Origin of the sequence: Roseateles sp., from assembly GCF_047654805.1 — a bacterium.
Classification (GTDB): domain Bacteria; phylum Pseudomonadota; class Gammaproteobacteria; order Burkholderiales; family Burkholderiaceae_C; genus Pelomonas.
This window is the reverse complement of the sequence record NZ_JASGIV010000001.1, coordinates 4,502,936-4,525,573: the sequence shown is the minus strand read 5'-3', so window position 1 is coordinate 4,525,573 and position 22,638 is coordinate 4,502,936. Positions and strand designations below refer to the sequence as shown.

Annotated in this window: 12 protein-coding genes; 4 read left to right on the top strand and 8 right to left on the bottom strand. The window is 69.4% G+C overall.

The window, feature by feature from the left end; translation table 11 throughout:
• Positions 1-108: 108 nt before the first annotated feature.
• Both QM732_RS20335 and QM732_RS20330 read right to left on the bottom strand, forming a co-directional pair.
• Positions 109-1,119 carry an aldose epimerase family protein gene (locus tag QM732_RS20335; RefSeq protein ID WP_415657913.1) on the bottom strand — a complete coding sequence of 337 codons (1,011 nt, stop codon included), beginning with the start codon at positions 1,117-1,119 and terminating at the stop codon, positions 109-111.
• Positions 1,116-2,723, bottom strand: coding sequence for a glycoside hydrolase family 43 protein (locus QM732_RS20330; RefSeq protein WP_415657912.1), 1,608 nt, complete (start codon positions 2,721-2,723; stop codon positions 1,116-1,118). Before QM732_RS20330 ends, QM732_RS20335 begins: the two co-directional genes overlap by 4 nt.
• A gap of 246 nt (positions 2,724-2,969) precedes the next feature.
• Here QM732_RS20330 and QM732_RS20325 point away from each other — a divergent pair, with 246 nt between their 5' ends.
• From QM732_RS20325 to QM732_RS20315, 3 genes are all read left to right on the top strand, one after another.
• The gene (locus QM732_RS20325; RefSeq protein ID WP_415657911.1) at positions 2,970-6,734 is read left to right on the top strand and encodes a glycosyl hydrolase family 8; all 3,765 of its coding nucleotides are present in this window, start codon (positions 2,970-2,972) and stop codon (positions 6,732-6,734) included.
• A 125-nt stretch (positions 6,735-6,859) separates the two neighbouring features.
• A complete protein-coding gene (locus tag QM732_RS20320) occupies positions 6,860-8,590 on the top strand; it encodes a methyl-accepting chemotaxis protein (protein ID WP_415657910.1) in 1,731 nt (576 codons plus the stop codon).
• A gap of 170 nt (positions 8,591-8,760) precedes the next feature.
• Positions 8,761-11,364 carry a zinc-dependent metalloprotease gene (locus QM732_RS20315; protein ID WP_415657909.1) on the top strand — a complete coding sequence of 868 codons (2,604 nt, stop codon included), beginning with the start codon at positions 8,761-8,763 and terminating at the stop codon, positions 11,362-11,364.
• A gap of 49 nt (positions 11,365-11,413) precedes the next feature.
• On the opposite strand, the gene xylB is transcribed toward QM732_RS20315, so the two are convergent.
• The 6 genes from xylB to QM732_RS20285 are packed head-to-tail and all read right to left on the bottom strand — an operon-like array spanning position 11,414 to position 20,229.
• Positions 11,414-12,877, bottom strand: a complete 1,464-nt coding sequence (xylB, locus tag QM732_RS20310; RefSeq protein ID WP_415657908.1) for a xylulokinase — start codon at positions 12,875-12,877, stop codon at positions 11,414-11,416.
• Positions 12,878-12,880: 3 nt separating this feature from the next.
• On the bottom strand, positions 12,881-14,197 hold the full coding sequence (xylA, locus tag QM732_RS20305; RefSeq protein WP_415657907.1) for a xylose isomerase: 1,317 nt from the start codon (positions 14,195-14,197) through the stop codon (positions 12,881-12,883).
• 48 nt (positions 14,198-14,245) lie between these two features.
• Positions 14,246-15,802 carry an MFS transporter gene (locus tag QM732_RS20300; protein WP_415657906.1) on the bottom strand — a complete coding sequence of 519 codons (1,557 nt, stop codon included), beginning with the start codon at positions 15,800-15,802 and terminating at the stop codon, positions 14,246-14,248.
• Between the two features lie 38 nt (positions 15,803-15,840).
• Complete coding sequence (locus QM732_RS20295; RefSeq protein WP_415657905.1) at positions 15,841-17,487, bottom strand: glycoside hydrolase family 43 protein; 1,647 nt, start codon at positions 17,485-17,487, stop codon at positions 15,841-15,843.
• A gap of 16 nt (positions 17,488-17,503) precedes the next feature.
• Positions 17,504-18,706 (bottom strand): ROK family protein, encoded by a 1,203-nt coding sequence (locus QM732_RS20290; RefSeq protein ID WP_415657904.1) that lies wholly within the window; start codon positions 18,704-18,706, stop codon positions 17,504-17,506.
• Positions 18,707-18,708: 2 nt separating this feature from the next.
• Positions 18,709-20,229 carry an MFS transporter gene (locus QM732_RS20285; protein WP_415657903.1) on the bottom strand — a complete coding sequence of 507 codons (1,521 nt, stop codon included), beginning with the start codon at positions 20,227-20,229 and terminating at the stop codon, positions 18,709-18,711.
• Positions 20,230-20,485: 256 nt separating this feature from the next.
• On the opposite strand from QM732_RS20285, the gene QM732_RS20280 reads away from it, so the two are divergent.
• A complete protein-coding gene (locus tag QM732_RS20280; protein ID WP_415657902.1) occupies positions 20,486-22,603 on the top strand; it encodes an alpha-glucuronidase family glycosyl hydrolase in 2,118 nt (705 codons plus the stop codon).
• The last annotated feature ends 35 nt before the right edge of the window (positions 22,604-22,638 follow it).

Genomic DNA, 22,638 nt, shown 5'->3' with positions numbered 1-22,638 from the left:
CCGCTCGTGGGCGCTCATGGGCGGTCACGGGTGGTCATTGCGGCGAGGCGAGGCCGCGTGCGCAGGCTGCTGGCCTGAAGCGGGCGAGTCGCGGCCGCGGATCGAGCCCTAGCGCGCGTCGAACTCCAGCCGCAGCCAGCGCGACAGCGGCTGGCCCGGGCGCACCACGCAGCCCTGCTCGCGCCAGGCGGGGTGGTTGGGGGCATCGGGGAAGAACTGCGGTTCCAGCGCGATGCCGGCATGGCGCTGCAAGGGCAGGCCGTCGCGGCCGCGCGAGTTCTGCACGAAGTTGCCGCTGCAGACCTGCAGGCCGGGGTAGTCGGTGAACAGGCGAAGGGCCAGCCGCCCGTCCGTCGACGCGAGCTCGGCCGCTGCGACCTCGCCGCGCGCGGCCGCGGCGTCGAGCGCGAAGCAGTGGTCGTAGCCACTGCCGCGCTGTTGCTGTTCGCCCTGGCCCAGGCCGTCGCCGATGCGGCGCGCCCGGCGCAGGTCGAAGGGCGTGCCGTCCACGGCCGCGAGCTCGCCGGTGGGGATCATGTCGGCCCGCACGGGGAGCATCTGGCTGGCCGCAACGCGCAGGCGATGCCCCAGCACCGGCGTCGTGCCGCCCTCGAGGTTGAAATAGGGGTGGCTGGTCAGGCTGACCGGGCACGGCGCCGTCGTGCGCGCGTCAAAGCGCAGCGTGACCGCTGCACGGGCCAGATCGACGCGGTACTCGACCTCGGCGTCTACCGCGCCGGGGTAGCCCTGGTCGCCGTCCGGCGAATGCAGAGCCAGGCGCAGGTGCAGCGGCCCATGGTCGATGACGGTCCAGGTCCGGCGGTCGAAGCCTTCGGAGCCGCCGTGCAGCTGGTTGGAGCCCTCGTTCGCAGCCAGCCGGTGCTCGTTGCCGTCGATGGTGAAGGCGGCGCCACCGATGCGGTTGGCATAGCGCCCGACCACGGCACCGAAGAAGCCGGGCTCGCGCATGTGGTCGGCCAGCGTGGCATGGCCCAGGATGGCCTCACGGTGACTGCCGTCCGGCATGGGGACGAGGCATGACAGCCAGCGCGCCCCATAGTTGCTGACCTCAAGCTGCAGGCCGCCGGCCGCACCGAGTCGGTAGACCTGCGCCTTCATCGCGGCAGGTAGTCGAAGCTCGTGAAGTCCGCCGTGCACGCGCCGCCGCTGGTGTCGAAGGCCAGCATGCCGATGAACGCTCCGGTGAAAGACCCGTGCTCACCGCGGCCGCCTTCGTCGGAGATGACGCTGGCGTCGAGCACCGGGCCGACGGGCTGCCAGCCCACGCCCCAGTCGGCCAGGAACTGAAGCGCCGTGCCATCGATGTCGGCAGCCAGGCGCACCGGGCCGGACTGCGGCAGCTTCACGGGCTCGGCCAGCGGGAACTCCAGCCGGTTGTCGGGCCAGTCGCCGGGGCAGGACAGGAGGCTGAGCACGCGGCCCAGGCCGTCCTGCCAGGTCACGACCAGGGCATGGAACTTGTGCCGGTTGTAGTAGTGCGCGAGGCCGGCCGCCTGCTGGTAGGTGTCGGGCGCGAAGGCGGCGAGCGTGGTTTCGGCGCGCAAGCTCGCGTCCTCCTGGCGGCGTGCCACCAGGCTCTGTTCGAACCAGCTGCCCACCGACTCGCGCCCTGTCAGGCGCAGGGCCGATCCGGTCAACGTGAACAGCCGTTCAGGCTCGGGCGTGCGCAGCCACTGGAACTCGGGCGGCAGGGCGGGGCAGTCCACAAAGCTGCGGCACAGGGCTTCGCGCGGCCGGGCTTGGCCGCCGCCAACTGGCGCATCCACATCCACGGCAGGCACCATGCCGCCATGCTCGAGATAGAGCCAGTCGTCATCGCCCCAGACGCACTTCTGGATCGCCGTCTCGCGGCCGCGCGGCGAGCGCCGCGTGCCGGGCAGCGGGCGGCTGCAGAGGTGGGCGAGGTAGGTGCTGCCGTCGCGCAGCTCGACGACCTGGCCATGGCCGGCACGCTGCAGCGGCGCCTCGGGCGCATCCTTGCTGCTGACGACGTGCTGCTGGGGATGCGTCTCGTAGGGGCCTTGCAGCGTGCGCGAGCGCGCCAGCGTCACGGCATGGCTGTAGCCCGTGCCGCCCTCGGCCGTGACCAGGTAGTACCAGCCCTGGCGCGCGAAGAGGTGCGGGCCTTCGACGAGGCCCAGCGTGGTGCCGCGGTAGATGTTGGTGACGGGGCCGACGAGCCTGCCGCGCTGGGCATCCCACTCCTGCAGCAGGATGCCGTCGAAGGCCGGCGCCTTGGGCTGGCCGCCGATGGAGCCGGTGCGATGGTTCCAGACCATGTTGAGGAACCACTTGCGGCCGTCCGCGTCGTGGAAGAGAGAGGGGTCGAAGCCCGACGAGTTGACGTAGACCGGATCGCTCCAGGGGCCGTCGATGCTCGGGGCCGTGACGATGTAGTTGTGCGCATCCTTGAAGTTGCCCTCGAAGCGCTTGACGTCGGTGTAGACCAGCCAGAACTTTCCGTCGGACCATGACAGGCAGGGCGCCCAGACGCCACAGGAGTCGGGGTTGCCGCGCAGGTCCAGCTGGCTCTTGCGGTTCAGCGGGCGGCCCACCAGCGTCCAGTTGACGAGGTCGCGCGAGTGGTGGATCTGCACGCCCGGATACCACTCGAAGGTGGAGGTGGCGATGTAGAAGTCGTCGCCGACACGGCAGAACGAAGGGTCCGGATTGAAGCCGGGCAGCACGGGGTTGCGGATCATGACTTCGCGGTGGTGGTGGCGCGGCGGTGCTGGCCGCACGAAAAAGGTTACGCTACCATAAATGCGCCGATGCTCGGATTGCTGGAACTTGTCCAGGCGATGCGGGCGAGGAGAAGGCTGACTGAATACCAGGGAAATCCCGATCTTGCGACGAGGTCTGCAAAAAGGATCAGTCAACTGATTGCGTAACCATCAATGGCCAAAGAGCGTCCGACGGAGGACGCCTGTGCCTGGAGACAAGCGGTGATGCGTTTCTTGAAGTCGATGGCCGGGCTGCTCGCCGCGGTCAGCCTCGTCGGGCCTGTGCTGGCCTGCGACACGCCGTTGTCGGTCTGCGCGCGCGACCCCGGCCGGGGCCTGGCGCTGGTGAAGGCGGGGCGGCCGGCGGCCGTCTATGTGGAGGCCGATGCCGATGCGGCGCTGAGGCATGCGGGCCGCAACTTCGCGGCCGACCTGGAGCGCGTGTCGGGCCGGCCGTCGGCGCTGCTGAGCCGTATCGCCGACGCGCGCGGTGAGGTCGTCGTCATCGCCCAGTTGGGGCGCAGCGCCGTGCTGGACGACCTCCTCGCACGCCGAAAGCTCAGGCTCGACGGCCTTCAGGGTCAGTGGGAAGGCTACGCCCAGGCCGTCGTCGACCAGCCCTGGCCCGGTGTGGCGCGGGCCCTCGTCATCGCTGGCGCCGACCGGCGCGGCGCCGTCTTCGGCACCTACGACCTCTCGGCACGCATCGGCGTCAGCCCCTGGGCCTGGTGGGCCGACGTGCCCGTGCGCAGACAGGCCGATGTCTATCTGGCCGCCGGCGTGCGGCGCGACCAGCCGGAGGTGAAGTACCGCGGCATCTTCATCAACGACGAGGCTCCGGCGCTCAGTACCTGGGCGCAGGCCAGGTTTGGCGGCACCAACGCGGCCTTCTACGCCCATGTCTTCGAGCTGATCCTGCGCCTGCGAGGCAACTACCTGTGGCCGGCCATGTGGCAGCCGCGCGCCTTCGGTGCCGATGATCCGAAGAACATGGTCCTGGCCGACGAGATGGGCATCGTCATGGGCACCTCGCACCACGAGCCCATGATGCGTGCCCACGACGAATGGACGCGCACCAAGGGCGGAGCCTGGGACTACGCGAAGAACGCCGACAAGCTGCGCGAGTTCTGGCGCGGCGGCGTGCAGCGCATGATGGGCCGGCCTGACGGCGGTGCCTTCGACAGCCTCGTCACCGTCGGCATGCGCGGCGACGGCGACGAACCCATGAGCGAGGGCACGGCGATCAGCCTGCTGGAAGGCATCGTCCAGGACCAGCGGCGGATCCTGGCCGACGTGACCCGGCGGCCGGCGTCGGACACGCCGCAGATGTGGGCCCTCTACAAGGAGGTGCAGGACTATTACGACAAGGGCATGCAGGTGCCCGACGATGTCCTGCTGCTGTTCTGCGACGACAACTGGGGCCAGGTGCGCCGCCTGCCGACGCAGCACCACAGGCGCAAGGGCGGCTACGGCGTCTACTACCACTTCGACTACGTCGGCGGGCCACGCAACTACAAGTGGCTGAACACCAACCAGATCGAGAAGACCTGGCAGCAGATGAACCTTGCGCACGAGCGCGGCGCCGATGCGCTGTGGATCGTCAACGCGGGCGACATCAAGCCCATGGAGTTCCCCATCCACTTCTTCCTCGACATGGCCTGGTCGCCGAAGTCGATGACGCCCAAGGCGCTGGCGGCCTACCCGAAGGACTGGGCGGCACAGACCTTCGGTCCGGCCCACGCGGCGCAGATCGGGGAGCTGGTCACGCGCTACAGCCAGTACGCTGCGCGGCGCAAGCCTGAGCTGGTCGATCCGGCCAGCTTCCCTCTTGGCGGCGCATCCGCCGATGCGCTGGACGGCGGCGATTTCGGGCGCCGCGTGGCCGAGTGGGAGGCGCTGGAGGCGCGGGTCGCCGATCTCAGGCAGGCCCTGCGGCCCGAGCAGCTCGACGCCTACTTCCAGCTCGTCGAGCATCCGGTGCTGGCCATGGCCAACCTCTACCGTCTGCACTATGCGGCGGCCTGGAACCAGCGGCTGGCCAAGGCCGGCGACGCGCGAGCCAACGTCTTTGCCGATCGCGCCGAGGCTGCATTCGCGCGCGACCAGGCCATCACCGACCAGTACCACGCGCTGAACGGCGGCAAGTGGGCCGGCATGATGCTGCAGACCCACATCGGCTACACCAGCTGGCAGCAGCCGGACCGGAACATCATGCCGGCCGTGCAGCGCGTGGCCGCGAAGTCCGATGGGGTTGACGCGGCCGAGGTGCAGCGCCAGCTGGCGCGCGGCGCAGCGGCCTCGGCGGCCGCTGCGGCTCCGCCGGCGATCACCATCGAGGCCGGGAACTTCAGCCGCGCGGTCAACGGTCGCGGCCTGGCCTGGACGGCCATCCCCAACCTCGGCCCCGGCCCCGGCCCCGGGGCCGTGACGGCGCTGCCGCAGGGACGCGCGCCGACGACGCTGGCCGACGGCGTGCGGCTGGAGTACGACATCGATGTCCGGCAAGGCGGCGACATGCTGCTGAGCCTGCACATGGTGCCCACGCTGGACACGCGCAACGCTGGCGGCATCCACCTGGCCGTAGCCATTGACGAGCAGCCGGCGCAGGAGCTGAAGCTCAACCTCGTACCCACGGCCGGCCCGGAACTGAGCCGCGAGGAGAAGGACTGGGCCCGGGCCGTCAAGGACAACGACTTCGTGCTGCACGCCACCCTCAAGGACCTGCGACCCGGCCGCCACGTCATCCGCGTCTGGCGCCTGGACGACAACGCCGTGCTGCACAAGCTCGTGCTTGCACCGAAGGCCGCCGCTGCGGCGGCGCCCCCCGGCGCGGCGATCACGGGCCAGTACCGCAACCTGCTGCGCGAGATCCGTCCCGACGTCGGCGAGGCCGACATCGACGCCAAGCTGGAGCGCTACTGGAGCTCGCTGTTCGAAGGCGGCGCGCAGCAGCGCATCGTCTACGCGGCAGCGCCGACGCCCGACGGCCCCGCCTCCTATGTGCTCGACGTTGGCAACGCCGACGTGCGCAGCGAGGGCATGTCCTACGGCATGATGGTTGCCGTGCAGATGGGCCGCAAGGCAGAGTTCGATGCGCTGTGGAACTGGGCCGCCACGCACATGCGCTACCGCGCGGGGCCGCGCGCCGGTTATTTCCGCTGGCAATGCCAGCCCAGGGGCTGCGACAAGGACGCCGTACCCGCCTCCGACGGCGAGGAGTACTTCGCCACCGCCCTCCTGATGGCCGCCGGCCGCTGGGGCAATGGCCAGGGGCTCTACGACTACAACGCCCAGGCCCAGGCGCTGCTTGGCGCCATGCTGCACAAGGAGGCCATGAACGGCGGCATCGTCGATGGCGTGCGGGCCATGTTCTCGCCGCAGCGCCGCCAGGTCGTGTTCGTGCCCATCGGTGAGGCCGCGGACTTCAGCGATCCGTCCTACCACCTGCCGGCCTTCTATGAGATCTGGGCACGCCGCGCCGACAACCCCGGGGACCGGCAGCGCTGGGCCGAGATCGCCGACATCAGCCGCGCCTACTTCTCCGTCGCCGCGCATCCCAGGACCGGCCTGACGCCCGACTACGCCGAGTTCGATGGCCGCCCGCGCGTGCATGAGGGCCATGAGGACTTCCGCTACGACGCCTTCCGCACGGCGGTGAACTGGAGCGTCGACCAGGCCTGGTGGGGGCGCAACCCCGAGGCGGCTGGATTGAGTCGCCGGCTGCTGACGTTCTTCGCCGCCCAGGGCCGGGACGGCAAGCCCTATCCGCACCTCTATACCCTCGATGGCAGGCCGCTCAACGACGAACCCTCCAAGGGCCTGATCGCCAGCAATGCCGTTGCCGCGCTGCTGGTCGACAAGGCGCTTGGCGAACGCTTCGTCAACGACCTCTGGGCGCTGGAGCCGCCGTCGGGCCAGTGGCGCTACTACGACGGGCTGCTGCAGTTCATGGCCATGCTGCACGTGACGGGACGGTTCAGGGCCTGGTGAGCGCGGCGCGGCAGCGCGCGAGGAGCCTCCATCGTTGTCTTGCAGCAAATTTGCTGCACTGCACAATTCCTTTGACAACGCAATCAACCACTGCCTACAGTTGGCGCTCCAAACGGGAGCGTGCGATGGACTGGTTGAAGCAAGTCAGGATCGGCCCGCGTCTGGGGCTGTCCTTCGGCCTGGTGCTGTGTCTGCTGGCCGCGGTGGCGCTGCTTGGGCGGGCCAGCCTGGCCCAGGTGGCCGCGGGCCTTCAGACCGTCTACGAGGATCGCACCGTGCCGCTGTCCCAGCTGGGCGACATCAGCCGGCTGACGATACGCAATCGCTTCTTGCTGGCGGAGATGATGCTCAAGCCCGAGCCCGCGGCGATCGAGAAGCACTCCCAGGAGCTTGGCGCCAACATCAAGGCCATCGACGAGTTGCTGCAGCAGTACCTGGCGACCAAGCTGACGCCAGAGGAGAAGCAGCTGGCCGACCGCTTCGTCGCCGCCCGCAGCAGTTATGCACAGCAAGGACTGGCACCGGCGCGCGCCGCCTTGCTCAAGGGCGACCTGCAGGCGGCGCGGGCCCTCTACGACGGCAAGGTCGCCGAGATGGCGCCGCAGGTCGCGGACACGCTGGGCGAGCTCCAGCGTCTGCAGGTCCGCGTGGCCAAGCAGGAGTTCGACGCCGCGCAGGCCGTCCAGCACAGCGCCGAATGGATCACCCTCGCGGCGGCGGTGTTCGCGATCGCCACGGGCATCGTGCTCGCGTGGTTGATCACGCGCTCCATCACCCAGCCGGTCGCGGCCGCCGTGCAGCTCGCCGAGGCCGTCTCGGTCGGTGACCTGCGCCAGAGCGTCGTTGCGCATGGGCGCGACGAAGTGGCGCAGCTTTTGCGCGCGCTGGGCGCGATGAACGACAACCTGGTCAAGATCGTCAGCCAGGTCCGCCACAGTTCGGACTCCATCGCCACCGGTTCGTCCGAGATCGCGACCGGCAACGCCGACCTGTCGCAGCGCACCGAGGAGCAGGCATCCAACCTGCAGCAGACTGCGGCTTCGATGGAGGAGATGAGCGCGACGGTCAGGCAGAACGCCGACATCGCGCGCACCGCCACCCAGCTCGCGAGCAGTGCCAGCGGCGTGGCCACCAAGGGTGGCGAGGTGGTGGGCCGCGTCGTCAGCACCATGGACGAGATCACGACCAGCTCGCGCAAGATCGTCGACATCATCGGCACCATCGACGGCATCGCGTTCCAGACCAACATCCTGGCGCTCAACGCGGCCGTGGAAGCTGCGCGCGCCGGCGAGCAGGGGCGCGGCTTCGCGGTCGTGGCCGGCGAGGTGCGCGTGCTCGCGCAGCGTTCTGCCGAGGCTGCCAAGGAAATCAAGGGCCTGATCAGCCAGAGCGTCGAGAGGGTGGACGCGGGTTCGCAACTGGTGGCGGAGGCCGGCGACACCATGGGCGAGATCGTGGCTCATGTGCGCCGCGTGGCCGACCTCATTGGCGAGATCGACGCGGCAAGCGGCGAACAGGCCAAGGGCATCACGCAGGTCAGCGAGGCCGTCAACCAGCTGGATCAGGTCACGCAGCAAAACGCTGCCCTCGTCGAGGAGTCGGCCGCGGCAGCTGAGAGCCTGAAGCACCAGGCGGCCCGGCTGGCCGAAGTGGTCGATCAGTTCAAGCTGGGAGCCGAGTCCCAGCTGTCGACGGTGCCGTCCAAGCGCACACCGCCTGTTGCGCGTCAGGTTGCGCGCTCGGTGGCACGCCCTGTGGCGCCCATGCCGGCGTCCCCGTCGGTTCGAGCCGCCCCGAAAGCCAAGGCCCAGCCTGCGCTGGCCACGGACGAGGCCGGCCGCTGGGAGAGCTTCTGAGGCGCTTTGGGGTGATGTGCCTGTGACGGGCAAGGACTGACGATCTGCTGCTCGGCTGCGCCATGCCGCGCGCCGGTGCCAAAAATATCTCAAGTCGTTGAGCGGCGGGGCGGGACGACATCCCTAACATCGCCACCGCGCACCATGGTGCGTGCAACCCAAGGGATGTCATGAAGAACAAGACCTGCGGCCGCGCCTGGCTCGCTTTGCTGTCCTGCGTCCTGGCCGCCGGCCAGGCCTTCGCGCAGACGCCATCTGCGCCCCCGTCGCCACCCGCGTCGGCGGCGTCCCCCGCCGGGGGGCGTCCCGCGGTGGTCCTGCCGGACCCGACCGAGCCCAAGCCCTTCGACAAGGTCATCACCGCCGAGGCCAAGACGCAGCGGGGGCTTTTCGCGGTCCACAGGATCAAGAACAAGCTCTACTTCGAGATCCCCAAGACCTTGCTGGAGCAGCCGCTGCTGATGGCGGCCAACGCCACGGCCGTGCCGGCCGGCCTCGAGCATGTGGGGCGGGCGCTGAACCAGGATGTGCTGCGCTTCGTGCTGCACCAGCACCGCGTGCTGCTGCAGCTGGTGTCCCACGGCGCCGTCACCTCGCCCGACAACGTGCTGGCCGATGCTGTCCGCCAGTCCCAGCGCGACGCCATCCTCGCCGTGTTCCCGGTGGAGGCCTATGGCAAGGACGGGGCGCCCGTCATCGAGGTGACGCGGATGTTCAGTGCGGAGATGGGGGATTTCAGCGCCCGCACGATGGTGCGCGGTTCGCTGGACAGCAGCCGCAGCTACATCGAGAAGACCAAGGCCTTCCCGGGCAGCGTGCGCGTGGATGCCGTGCAGACCTACAACATCGCGCCGCTGCCGACGCCCACGCTGCTGGGCCTGCCGACCATGCCGCAGATACAGCCTGCGCGAAGCGTGTCGCTGAACCTTGCCTACAGCATCGTGCAGCTGCCGCAGCAGCCCATGATGCCGCGTCTGCTGGACGACCGCGTGGGTTTTCTGAGTGTCGGCCGCACGGACTTCGGCACCGGCCTGCAGGAAGCTCGCACCGAGCGCCTCATCACGCGCTGGCGACTGGAGAAGAAGGATCCCGGCGCGGCGATCAGCGAACCCGTCAAGCCTCTCGTCTGGTACATCGACAAGGCCACGCCCACCGCGCTGCTGCCCTATGTGAAGAAGGGTGTGGAGGCCTGGAACGAGGCCTTCGAGGCCGCCGGCTTCAGGAACGCCGTGCAGGCACTCCCATATCCGACGCCCGAGCAGGACCCCGAGTTCGATCCCGAGGACGTGCGCTACAGCATCATCCGCTGGGTGCCGTCGGCCATCCCCAATGCCTACGGCCCCCACCTGGCCGATCCGCGCAGCGGCGAGATCCTGAACGCCAACGTCGTGGTCTTCCACAACATCTTGCAGCTGCAGCGCGACTGGTATGTCACCCAGGTCGGTCCGCTGGATCCGCGCGCCCGTACGCTGCCGCTGCCCGACGAGCTGATGGGCGAGCTGGTGGCCATGGTCGTCACGCACGAGATGGGGCATGCGCTGGGATTCCCGCACAACATGAAGGCCAGCTCGCTCTACCCCGTGGACAAGCTGCGCGACCCGCAATGGCTCAAGACCATGGGGCATACGCCGTCGCTGATGGATTACAGCCGCTTCAACTACGTCGTCCAGCCGGAGGACAAGATCGACCCCGCGCTGCTGATCCCAAAGATTGGGCCGTACGACGTCTTCGCCACCCGCTGGGGCTACACGCCCATTCCCAGCGCCAGGACGCCGGAGGACGAGCGCCAGCAACTCAATCTGTGGGCGCGCGAACAGGAGGGCAAGCCGTGGCTGCGCTTCAGCGCGCCCAAGGCCGAGGGTGGCGACTTCGGCGAGAACGCCGAGGCCGTCGGTGACGCCGATGCGGTGACGGCCACCGGGCTGGGTCTGCGCAATCTGCAGCGGGTGGTGAAGCTGCTGCCCGACCTCGTGCCACGGGACGGCAAGGACGACAGGACGCTGGAGGAGCTGTACCGCGCCACGGCAATGCAGTGGCTGCGCGAGCTCGGCCATGTGGTGTCCATCGTGGGTGGCTACAGCGTGCAGAACAAGCACAACGACCAGCCCGGCGCCATTGCCACTGCCGTGCCGCGCGCCCAGCAGGCGCGCGCGCTCAAGTTCCTGGCCGAGCATCTGCTGAGCACCCCGCAATGGCTGCTGGACCCAGCCGTGACGCAGCGGCTGCGCGCCTCCGAGGCGCCAACCACGCTGAGCCTCTATCAGCGCGGCCTGCTGCGCATGCTGCTGGACCCCGCCCGTGGCCGCCGCCTGGTTGCCCAGGAGGCCGAACTGGGCGCACGGGCCTACCGCTTGGAGGACATGCTGGGCGAGCTGCGCCGCGGCGTGTTCACCGAGCTCGCCGGTGCGGACGCCATCCCGGTGCCGCGCAGGAGCCTGCAACGCCACTATGTCGACACGCTGATCGCGCGGCTCAACTTCCCCAGCCTGGCAGGGCTGGACGACGGCCAGGCCGTCTTGCGGGCAGAGCTGCGCGACCTCAAGGGCCAGATCGCCGCCCGTGCGGGCCAGGGCGACCGCACGCGGCGCGCCCATCTGCAGGATCTGGTGGACATCATCGACAAGGCCCTGGACCCGCGCTTCGCGCCGGCCGCCAACCCCTTGGCCGCCATGCTGCGCGTGACCGGCTACCAGGCCGACCAAGCCTGGTCGCCTGCCGATGATCCGGCGTGCTGGCCCTGGCAGGCCCAAGCACCGGGACTGGACGCTCACTGAGACGGCGAGGCCAGCCGGCGCCGGCCGACGCCCCAATGCCCGTCGCCGCTCAGCCGAACTCGGCGCGCAGGGCGCCGTACAGGCGCTGGAAGCGCTCGAAGCGCGGGTGCAGCGCCGCGGCCAGCGCGGCATCGGGTTCGGCGATGCGGGCGATCTCGGGCGTGCGGCAGACCTCGTCCACCGTGGCACCGCAGGCCAGCCAGGCCAGCCGAGCCGCACCCAGCGCGCCACCGGCTTCGGCGCCGACGCCGTTGAGGAGGCGCACGTCCAGCAGCGAGGCGAGCAGCCCGGCCCACCACGGGCTGCGCGCACCGCCGCCCACGAGCCATAGCGATTGCGCCGTGCCGCCACCGGCTTGGAGCGCCCGCCAGCCGTCCAGCAGGCCGAAACCGACGCCCTCCATCACGGCATAGCCCAGCGATGCGGCGTCATGTTCATGCGTGAGCCCGAAGAACACGCCCTGGGCGTTCGCGTTGTTGTGCGGCGTGCGCTCGCCGCTGAGGTAGGGCAGGAAGATCGGCGCGCGCTCACGCTGGGCCGGCGTGAGCCGGGCGACCTTTTCGATCAGCTCGGCCTCGCCGGGCTCGCCCAGCAGTTGCGTGACCCAGCGCAGCGCGCTGGCCGCGCTGAGCATGACGCTCATCTGGTGCCAGGTGCCGGGCAGCGCATGGCAGAAGGCGTGCACCGCTCGCGCAGGGTTGGGGCTGAAGGCCTCGTTGCACAGGAAGATGACGCCCGAGGTGCCCAGTGACAGGAAGCCGTCGCCGGGCTTCACGACGCCCATGCCGACGGCGCTGGCCGCGTTGTCGCCGCCACCTCCGGCGATGACGACGTTGGCCGGCAAGCCCCAGCGCGCGGCCAGTTCGGGCCTGAGCGTGGCGCTGACGTCGCTGCCCTCGACGAGGCGGGGCATGTGACGCTCGTCCAGGCCGGTCAGCGCCAGCGCCTCGGCAGACCAGCGGCGCCGGGCCACGTCCAGCCACAGCGTGCCGGCGGCGTCGCTCATCTCGCTGGTGTAGACGCCGCCGAGCTGCAGGCGCAGCCAGTCCTTGGGCAGCAGCACCTTGGCCACGCGGGCGAAGAGCTCGGGCTCGTGCCGGCGCATCCAAGCCAGCTTGGGCGCGGTGAAGCCCGGCATCGCGAGGTTGCCGGTGATGGCCGGGAGCTCGGGGCAGGCCGACATCATCTCGGCACATTGCGCGGCGCTGCGGCCGTCATTCCACAGGATGGCCGGCCGCAGTACGCGGCCGGCCTCGTCCAGCGCGACGGCGCCGTGCATCTGCCCCGACAGTCCGATGCCGCGCACGCGAGACAGCGCCGGCGCATGGCTCTGACCGAGCTTGGCCATGCCCTGGTCGAGCGCTGCCCACCAGTCGTCGGGGGCCTGCTCGCTCCACAGCGGCTGCGGCCGCTGCACGGTCAAGGCAACGCCGGTGGTCGCGACGATGCGGTGCTGCTCGTCGAGCAGCAGCAGCTTCAGCTCGGAGGTGCCGAGGTCGATGCCGAGAAACATGGATCAGACGAAGTTGTTGACGATGTTCTCCAGGCGTTCCTGGCGACCCGAGCGCGGTTGCGGCGAGATGCCTTGGGCATGCACCAGCGCCGCCAGGTCTTCGAGGCTGGCGCCGCCGTGGATCTTCTTGCCGAGGGTCCCTTCCCAGCCGGCGTAGCGCTCGCTGATGGCCTTCTCGAGCTGGCCGCTCTCGTACAGCGCGGCGGCGCTGAGGAAGGCGCGGGCCATGGTGTCCATGCCACCGATATGGCCTTCGAGCTGGTCGATGGGATCGATGGACTGGCGGCGCACCTTGGCGTCGAAGTTGGTGCCGCCCGTGGTGTAGCCGCCGTGGCGGATCATCTCCAGCATGGCCGGGACGAGCGCTGCGTGGTTGTTGGGGAACTGGTCGGTGTCCCAGCCCAGCTGCTCGTCGCCGCGGTTGGCGTCCAGGGAGCCGAAGATGCCCAGGGCACAGGCGGTGGCCACTTCATGCTCGAAGCTGTGGCCGGCCAGCGTCGCGTGGTTGACCTCGATGTTGACCTTGACCTCGTTCTCCAGGCCATAGGTCTTCAGGAAGCCGTAGACCGTGGCGCTGTCGTAGTCGTACTGGTGCTTGGTGGGTTCCTGCGGCTTGGGCTCGATGAGGATGGTGCCCTTGAAGCCGATCTTGTGCTTGTGCTCGACAACCGAGGCGAGGAAGCGGCCGTACTGGGCCAGCTCGCGCTTGAGGTCGGTGTTGAGCAGGGTCTCGTAGCCCTCGCGACCGCCCCACAGCACGTAGTTGGCACCGCCCAGGCGGTTCGTCCATTCCAGCACATGCTTGACCTGCGCGGCGGCATAGGCATAGACCTCGGGGTCGGGGTTGGTGGCCGCGCCGCTCATGAAGCGGCCGTTGGAGAACAGGTTGGCTGTGCCCCACAGCAGCTGCACCTTGCCGTCTTGCATCTTCTTCGCTGCAGCCTCCAGCAGGCCGTCGAGGATGCGGTTGGACTCGGCCAGGCTGGCGCCTTCGGGGGCCACGTCGCGGTCGTGGAAGCACCAGAAGGGCAAGCCGAGCTTGGCGAAGAAGTCGAAGGCGGCGTCCAACTTCAGGTGGGCGGCCTTGACGGGATCCGCCTCGGCGAACCAGGGGCGCTGGAACACGGTGTTGCCGAGGCCGAAGACGTCCTCGCCCTTCCAGCAGAAGTTGTGCCAGTAGCAGACGGCCGGGCGCAGGTGCTCGGCCAGGGGCTTGCCCAGCACGACGCGGTTGGCGTCGTACCAGCGGTAGGCCAGCGGGTTAGAGGAGGAGGGGCCTTCGTACTGGACGACGGGGAGATCGGAATAGACGGTGCTCATGGCGGGGTCCTTACTGCGGGATCAGAGGTGGGTGTGGGAGGGGGAGGGTCAGGCGGTGGCTGGCACGGCATGGGCCGGGCCGGCGTCGTCATCGGGGCCGGCGCCGGCCTGGCGGCGGCGCTGGGCGAGTTCGTCGGCCATGCGCAGCGTGGTGTCCTTGTCCAGCTTGTTGGCCAGCAGGCACAGCGTGCAGGCGGCGAACAGGCCGCCGACGACGAAGCTCGACGCGACGCGATAGCCTTCGATGGCGTTGGGTGCCGATGGCAGCTGGGTGTCGTAGCCGAAGAAGCCGGCCAACAGCCACAGGAAGCTGGCCGAGCCCAGGGCCAGGCCGGCCTTCAGCGAGAAGCCGATGGTGGCGAACACCATGCCGGTGAAGCGGCGGCCGGTCTGCCATTCGGAATAGTCGGCGGCATCTGCGTACATGGACCACATGACGGCCACGGTAGGTGCGTACACGACGGCGCTGAGCATGTGCAGTCCCAGCATGGGCCAGACGGCGTCGGGTGGCAGCAGATACATCGCGCAGGCCGTCAGCGTGCACAGGCCGAAGCAGACGACGCCGATGGCGCGGCGGCCGTAGCGCGCCGACAGGCCCATGGACGCCATGATGACGACGATGGTCGTCGCCGTGCCGGCCATGTTGATGATGCTGTTGAATACGTCGGCGACGTTGGAGCTGGCAAGCTGGTCGCGCGTGCCGTGCACGATGTAGCCCAGCGCATCGGCCAGGCTGCCGGTGCCGGCCGCGTCGGGCGTCGTCAGACCCAGCGCGGCAACGAAGTCGAACATCGCGGCCTTGTCGGCGTAGTGGTGGTAGTAGTTGTAGTGGGCGCCGCCGCGCAGGGCCAGCATGCCGAACTGGAAGACGGTGTAGGCCACCAGCGAGATCCAGGGGCCGTTCTTGAGCAGGTCGGCGAAGTCCTGCCGGGGCGAGCTCCTGGTCTCGACGATGGGCTTGATGCGCTCCTTCGTCGTGAGGAACGTGACGAGGAACAGCACCAGGCAGGCCGCGGCCCAGATGGTCATCGTGACCTGCCAGCCGTGGGCGCGGTCATGGCCCTGCGCGAACTTGGCCACGAGCGGCAGCGTCAGGCCGCCGACGGCGAACTGTGCGACGTTGACCGACACGAAGCGGTAGGAGTTGAGTTTGGTGCGTTCGTTGAGGTCGCCCGTCATGACGCCGCTCATGGCCGAGTAGGGCATGTTGTTCATGCTGTACAGCGTCATCAGCAGCGTGTTGGTGATGCCCGCATAGGCCACCACCATGCCGGTGCTCCAGCCCCAGGCCGGGTCCGGCGCCGTGTAGGCCAGCACCATGACGACCGCCCAGGGCACCGAGGTCCACAGCACCCAGGGCCTGAACTTTCCCCAGCGCGTATTGGTGCGGTCGGCCAGCACCCCCATGACGGGGTCGAACACCGCGTCCCACAGCCGTGGCCACAGCAGGATGGCCGCGGCCGTGTTGGCGCTGAGGCCGAACACGTCCGTGTAGAAGTTCAGCTGGAACAGGATCATGGACATGAAGACCAGGTTGGCCGCGGCGTCGCCGCAGCTGTAACCGGCCTTCTCCACGAAGGAGAGGCGATGGTGGGTGGTGGCCATGGGTTTGTCTCGTGTCGTTGTTATTGATGAGCCAGGCGTCAGGGCCTGGCTTCATAGGTGAAGTGATCGAAATCCGCGGCAAGCCCCCGGCCCGACAGGTCCTGGCAGGCCAGGCCGATGAAGTTGCCGGTGAAGCCGAAGCTGCGCGCAAAGCCGTTGACGAATTGCGTCGCGAATTCGTCGCTGAGCATGGCGGCATCCAGCGCGGGGCCGATGGCGGTCCAGGGCCTGCCGGCCTGCGTGTAGTGGAACTGGTAGCGGTCGTGACTGAACTCGACGGCCAGTTCGACCGCGCCTTCGGCCAGCTCGACGGCCGTGGCCGGTTCGCTCAGCGCCGCATTGCGGTTGACGGTCAGCCTGAGCACACGCCTGCCCGAGTCGACGTCGCGGCTGACGTGCAGATAGGCGTGGTTGCTGGTGTTGTAGTAGGCCACCAGGCCCGCCATCTGCTGGAAGAGCTCGGGCTGGAACTCGAGGCGCGTCTCGACGCGGCAGTTGAAGTGCTGCTGGCGGCGTGCGACCAGGCTCTGGTTGAACAGGCTCATCAGCGACTCGCGTCCCTTGAGGCGCAGGAACCCGGGGCGCTCGGTCAGCGATATCCAGCTCTCGTCGAAGGGCACGCGCAGCGAGTTCAGATGGTGGTTGAGCGTCTTGCCGTCGAAGTCGTCGCGCGACGGCTCGGTGGGGAACACATGCTCGGCCAGGCCCGGCTCGGCCGTCTGCAGTCGCGGCGCATTGCCGCCGCCTTCGACTTCAGGCCAGTCATCGTCGCGCCAGTGGATACGCTGGATGCCGGTCTCGCGGCCCAGAGGGCAGTGCAGATCCTCGTAGACGCCGTTCTGCCGGTCCGCGTTCGGGCCGCTCCATTCCAGCGGACGGCCGCACAGATGGGCCATGTACCAGTCACCGTTCTGCGTCTCGACCAGGCTGGCATGGCCACTGCGCTGCAGGCCGTCGGTGGGCTGCTTCCAGGCCGTCAGCAGCGGGTTGCCGGGCAGGGTTTCGTAGGGACCATCGATGTTGCGCGAGCGGGCCAGCGTGACGGCATGTTCGTAGAAGGTGCCGCCCTCGGCCGTCAGCAGGTAGTACCAGCCGTTGCGGCGGTAGAGATGCGGGCCCTCGACGACCTGCAGCTCGGTGCCGGCGTAGATGTTCTTCACCGGGCCGACCAGGCGCCTGGCGCCGTGGTCGTACTCCTGCAGCAGGATGCCGTTGAAGTGATGCTTGCCGGGCTGGTGGATCCATTGCTGGTTGAGCAGCCAGTGGCGGACATCGCCGTTTTCATCCGTGTCGTGGAAGAGGCTGGGGTCGAAGCCCGAGCTGTTCAGGTAGACGGGTTCGCTCCAGGGACCGTCGATGCTGGGCGCGGTGATGAGGTAGTTGTGCGTGTCCTTGAACGCGCCAATGGTGGAGCGCACGTCGGTATAGATCAGCCAGAACTGGCCGGCGGCAAAGCTCAGGCACGGCGCCCAGACGCCGGCCGAGTCCGGGTGCCCGGTCAGGTCCAGCTGGCTCGTGCGCGTGACGGCGTAACTGTGATGGCGCCAGTGCTTCAGGTCGCGCGAATGGTGGATACGCACACCAGGCCACCATTCGAAGGAGGACGTGGCGATGTAGTAGTCGTCGCCGACGCGGCAGATCGAGGGGTCGGCGTGGAAGCCCGGCAGGATGGGGTTGGTGATCATGAGGTGACGGCAGGAATCAGGCGGCTGCGGCCAGGCGGCCGGCGGCGATCAGGGGGCGGGTGAGTCGGTATCGGGCCAGGGCGGCCGCGCCCACGGCCACTGCGTCGGCGCCGAAGCGCGAGACGGTGACCGTCGGCGGCAGCACGCCGGCCGCGGCGGCGCTGCCTTCCAGGGTGCGGAAGGCGGCTTCCAGGAAAGGGGCGCCGAGCTCGACGGCGGCGCCGCCCAGCACGATGCGCCCGGGGTCATAGGCGGCGCCGAGGTTGCCCAGCAGCATGCCGAGATAGTTGCCGGCACTGGCCACTGCCTCGGCGCAGCCGCGCTGGCGGGCCTGCAGCCGGCGCTGGATCTCATCGATGCCGCCGGCCTCTTCACCGGCGGGCAACATGGCGCGAAAGCCGATCATGGCCTCGGCGCAGCCGCGGCGGCCACAGCTGCAGCGCGGCCCGTCAATCTCCAGCACCATGTGGCCCACCTCGCCGGCCAGGCCATGGGCGCCGGTCAGCAGCCGGTCGTCGACGACGATGCCCGCACCCACGCCCAGGCCCAGGCTGAGATAGATCAGCGGGTCGGCCGCGCCTTCGCCAGCGCCGAATTCCAGTTCGCCCAGCGCAGCCACGTCGGCGTCGTTCTGCACGAACAGGGGCACGCCATGCAGGGCCGTCGCACGCAGGTGCTCCGCGAGCAACTTGCCGGCGGGCAGGTCGCGCCAGCCGAGGTTGTGGGCGAAATGCAGATGGCCGTGCTGCTCGTCCACGCCGCCAGGCAGGCCCAGGCCGACGCCGATGACGCGCTGGGCCGGCGTATCGAGGCGTGTGTGGACCTGCAGCAGCAGCTTCGCCGCGCGCACCAGGGCCAGGTGCGCGTCGCGCCCCGCGTCCAGCGGCGAGCGGGCGCGCGCCAGCACGTCGCCGGCCAGCGAGGTGGCGACGACCTGCACGCCGTCCACGCCTAGCTCGGCGCCCAGCAGCACCAGCCGGCCGGGGTCGATGAACAGCGGCGTGGGCCGACGGCCGAGCTCGCCGGTGGCGACGACTTCGCGCTCCAGCAGCCAACCCTCGTGGATCAACTCCTTCACCAGCGCGCTGACCGTGGACTTGGTCAGCTGCAGCGCCTCGGCCAGCGCCGCGCGCGACTGCCCAGGCCAGGCGCTCAGATGTCGCACGATGGCCATGCGGTTGAGGTCCTTGAGCAGGTGCTGGTCGGCAATCAGCTGCATGGTCAGATCGTCTGCAGCCGGCCGCTGGCGTGTGGACGGCCGGCGTGGAGGAGGGCGAGGCCGATCAGCGCCAGGCCGACGGCCGCGGTCACGGCCTGGGCCGCGCCCGAGAACTTGGCCGCAGCGATGCAGGCCTCCCAGTTCGCTGCGATCAGCCAGGCCAGCATCGCGCCGATGCCCGCCAGCAGGCTGCCCGCGGTCAGCAGGCCGCGGTGGGCCTGGCGCATGTCCACACCGGCCTCCAGGTCCACGCGCTCGAAGCGGCCGCGGAACCACAGCCAGAACAGGCCCAGGCTGGCCAGGTGCATCAACCCGGCGAAGACGAACACCCATTGCTGCGTGCCCGTCCACTGCACGGCCAGCGCCGCAAGCAGCGCGATGAACATGCCGCCGATGCCACCCGCCGTCGCACCCAGCCCGATGACGGCGCCGGAGACGCGCGTGGGAAAGAGGTCGGTCGCCGAGGTCAGCAGGTTGGCCGACCAGGCCTGGTGACAGGCCGTGGCCAGCGTGATCAGGCCCACGCACAGCGCGAAGCTGCCGCTGTAGTAGGCCAGGATGGCGCCCGGCATGCAGGCCGCGGCCAGACCCATGGCCGTCATGCGGGCGCGGCCGACGGGCCAGCCGCGCTGGACGAGGGTGCTTGACAGCCAGCCTCCGGCGATGGAGCCGACGCTGGAGCCGAGGTAGATCAGCGCGACGAGGCCGGCGCTCTTCAGCGGGTTCTGGCCGCGCTCGCGCTCCAGGTAGGAGGGCAGCCAGAACAGGAAGAACCACCAGACCGGGTCCGTCAGCAGCTTGCCGATGAGGAAGGGCCAGATGGCCTTGAAGCGCAGCAGCGCCGTCCAGGGCAGCTTGACGGCCTTTTCCTGCGCAGGCTGGCCGGCACGGATGTGGGCCAGCTCTCCGGCCGATACCTTGGCATGCCGTTCGGGCGCATGGAAGCCACGCTCCCAGAACACCAGCCACACCAGGCCCGCGCCGCCGATGGCGACGAAGGCGAACTGCCAGCCAAAGGTGACGGCCAGCCACACCGTGAGGGGGGACGCGATGATGCCAAGCGCCGTACCCGAGTTGAAGATGCCCGTGGCCAGCGCCCGCTCCTGCTGCGGGAACCACATCGCGACCGCCTTGATCGCCGCGGGGAAATGGGCCGCCTCGGCCATACCGAGCAGGAAGCGCACAACCACCAGCCCGAGCACGGTGCCCACCAGGCCATGCGCGGCCGCCGCCGCCGACCACAGCAGTAGCGCCGCGGCCAGGCTGCGCTTGACGCCGAAGCGGTCGATGGCGACCCCGATCAGCGGAGGGAAGGTGGCGTAGGCGGCCGTAAAGGCGAAGGTGATCCAGCCGTAGTCGGCATCCGTCAACGCCAGGCCGCCGGCTTCCAGGGGCTGCTGCAGGCTGGTCTTGAGCACCGACAGCGCGTTGCGGTCGATGTAGTTGATGGTCGTCGCGACGAAGAGCAGCGCGCAGATGACCCAGCGCTGCCGGCCCAGCGTCATGGCGAGGGCGCCCGTCATCACGCCTCCTCGGATGCAGCCGCTGCTGACGCGAAGGTGCGGGCGAAGGTTGCGGAAGCCGGTGCGGCGAGCTCGGGGTTCAACGTGAGGTCTCCAGGGCGTGGCGCTCGTCGGCGCCTCTCGTGATATGCGGCGAGGCTTGCTATGGGTTCAAATGTAGCGCTACCATTTTGCTTTGCGCAAGCGAGAAATACCTAACATTTCCGCGATCCAAGGGTTCCGACGCCCTGGCTTGGGCCCGACAACAGGAGACCGAATGAAGACCTGGACCCAGGCCCTGGCCGGCTTGCTGCTGGCGGTTTTTCTGCGGCCCGCCTCGAGCGCGCCGGTGGAGGACGGCTACGACTTGTGGCTGCGCTACCGCGCCCTGCCGGCGGCGTTGCAAGTCCAGCTGCTGGCTCACGCCCGCAGCATCGTCCATGCCGAGCCGGCGTCCCCGACGCTGAGGGTCGCCATCGCCGAGCTGAAGCGCGGCGTGGCCGGGCTGACCGGTCGTGAGCCAGCGCCGTCGGCCCAGGCGGCGGACGGGGCGCTGATGCTGGTCACGCCGGCCAATGCGCCGGCCGGCGTCGACCTGCCATGGAGCCAGCTGGGTCGGGAGGGTTATGCACTGCGCAGCCTCAGGCTCGAAGGCCGGGCCGTGACGTTGATCGCGGCCAACACCGATGTCGGCCTGCTCTATGGCAGCTTTGCCTGGCTGCGCGCGGCGCAGACGGGTGCCGAGCTGTCCCGGCTGGAGCGGCATGCCGTGCCCCAGGTGGGGCTGCGCCTGCTCAACCACTGGGACAACCTGGACCGCACGGTGGAGCGCGGCTATGCCGGCGAGTCGATCTGGGACTGGTGGAAGCTGCCCGGTATCCGTGACGCTCGCTACGAGGACTATGCGCGCGCCAATGCGTCGTTGGGGCTGAACGGCACCGTGCTGAACAACGTCAACGCCAAGGCGGAGTCGCTGACCGCACCCTTTCTCGCCAAGGCGGCCGCCCTGGCCGACGTGTTCCGGCCCTATGGCATCAAGGTATGGCTGTCGGCGCGTTTCTCGGCGCCGGTGGAGCTGGGCGGGCTGAAGACGGCCGACCCGCTGGATCCGGCCGTGCGCGCCTGGTGGAAGGCCAAGGCCGACGAGATCTACAGGGCCATTCCGGACTTCGGCGGCTTCCTCGTCAAGGCGAACTCCGAAGGTCAGCCGGGGCCGCAGGACTATGGCCGCGACCACGCCGACGGCGCCAACATGCTGGCCGAGGCGCTCGGCGCCCATGGCGGCCTCGTCGTGTGGCGGGCCTTCGTCTACGCGCCCGATGCAAGCGACCGCGCGAAGCAGGGCCATGCCGAGTTCCAGCCGCTGGACGGTCGGTTCGCGGCCAACGTCATCGTGCAGGTCAAGAACGGCGCCATCGACTTCCAGCCCCGCGAGCCCTTCCATCCGCTGTTCGGCGCGATGCCCAGGACGCCACTTGCGCTGGAGCTGCAGATCACCAAGGAGTACCTGGGCTTCTCGACGCACCTCGTCTACCTCGGCCCGCTGTTCGAGGAGGTGCTGCGCGCCAGGCCCGATGGCGTGCCGGTGGCCCGGCACGTCAAGGCGATGGCCGGCGTTGCCAACATCGGCACGGACCGCAACTGGAGCGGCTCGCACTTCGACCAGGCCAACTGGTACACCTTCGGCCGCATGGCCTGGGATCCGGGTCTCGGCGCGGCCGACGTGGCGCGCGAATGGGTGCAGCAGACCTTCACCACTGCGCCGCGCGCCGTCGATGGCATCGTGACCATGATGATGGCCTCGCGCGAGGCGGTGGTCGACTACATGACGCCGCTTGGGCTGCACCATCTGATGGGCACCGGCCACCACCACGGGCCCGCGCCCTGGGTGGATGACCTGGAGCGAGCCGACTGGAATCCGGTCTATTTCCACCGCGCGGGCCGTGACGGCATCGGCTTCGATCGCTCGCCCCGTGGCAGCAATGCGGTGGCGCAGTACGCCCCCGAGTGGGCCGCGCGCCTCTCGCGACCCGAGACCACACCGGAGGCCTGGTTGCTGTGGTTCCACCACCTGCCTTGGGACTACCGCATGGCCTCGGGCCGCACGCTGTGGGCCGAGCTTGTCTTCCGCTACGACCGAGGCGTCGCCGACGCGGGCGCCCTGCGCGCGCAGTGGGCGGGCCTGCAAGGCCATGTCGATGCCCGGCGCCACGCCGACGTGGAGGCTTACCTGGCCGTGCAGGAGCAGGAGGCGCGCTGGTGGCGCGATGCCTGCATCGCCTACTTCCAGTCCGTGTCGGGCCTGCCACTGCCGGCGGGCGTGCGGCCTCCGGCGCAATCGCTGGAGGCCTACAAGGCACTGCGCTTCAATTTCGCCCCTGGCCGTGGTGGCTGAGGTGTCTCCAAATATGATTGCGCAAACAACCCCAC

What these genes read in the sequence shown, in the direction of transcription:
- QM732_RS20335 (WP_415657913.1), bottom strand. Translation starts at nt 1,119, where the DNA reads ATGAAGGCGCAGGTCTACCGACTCGGTGCGGCCGGCGGCCTGCAGCTT.
- QM732_RS20330 (WP_415657912.1), bottom strand. Translation starts at nt 2,723, where the DNA reads ATGATCCGCAACCCCGTGCTGCCCGGCTTCAATCCGGACCCTTCGTTC.
- QM732_RS20325 (WP_415657911.1), top strand. Translation starts at nt 2,970, where the DNA reads ATGCGTTTCTTGAAGTCGATGGCCGGGCTGCTCGCCGCGGTCAGCCTC.
- QM732_RS20320 (WP_415657910.1), top strand. Translation starts at nt 6,860, where the DNA reads ATGGACTGGTTGAAGCAAGTCAGGATCGGCCCGCGTCTGGGGCTGTCC.
- QM732_RS20315 (WP_415657909.1), top strand. Translation starts at nt 8,761, where the DNA reads ATGAAGAACAAGACCTGCGGCCGCGCCTGGCTCGCTTTGCTGTCCTGC.
- xylB (WP_415657908.1), bottom strand. Translation starts at nt 12,877, where the DNA reads ATGTTTCTCGGCATCGACCTCGGCACCTCCGAGCTGAAGCTGCTGCTG.
- xylA (WP_415657907.1), bottom strand. Translation starts at nt 14,197, where the DNA reads ATGAGCACCGTCTATTCCGATCTCCCCGTCGTCCAGTACGAAGGCCCC.
- QM732_RS20300 (WP_415657906.1), bottom strand. Translation starts at nt 15,802, where the DNA reads ATGGCCACCACCCACCATCGCCTCTCCTTCGTGGAGAAGGCCGGTTAC.
- QM732_RS20295 (WP_415657905.1), bottom strand. Translation starts at nt 17,487, where the DNA reads ATGATCACCAACCCCATCCTGCCGGGCTTCCACGCCGACCCCTCGATC.
- QM732_RS20290 (WP_415657904.1), bottom strand. Translation starts at nt 18,706, where the DNA reads ATGCAGCTGATTGCCGACCAGCACCTGCTCAAGGACCTCAACCGCATG.
- QM732_RS20285 (WP_415657903.1), bottom strand. Translation starts at nt 20,229, where the DNA reads ATGACGGGCGCCCTCGCCATGACGCTGGGCCGGCAGCGCTGGGTCATC.
- QM732_RS20280 (WP_415657902.1), top strand. Translation starts at nt 20,486, where the DNA reads ATGAAGACCTGGACCCAGGCCCTGGCCGGCTTGCTGCTGGCGGTTTTT.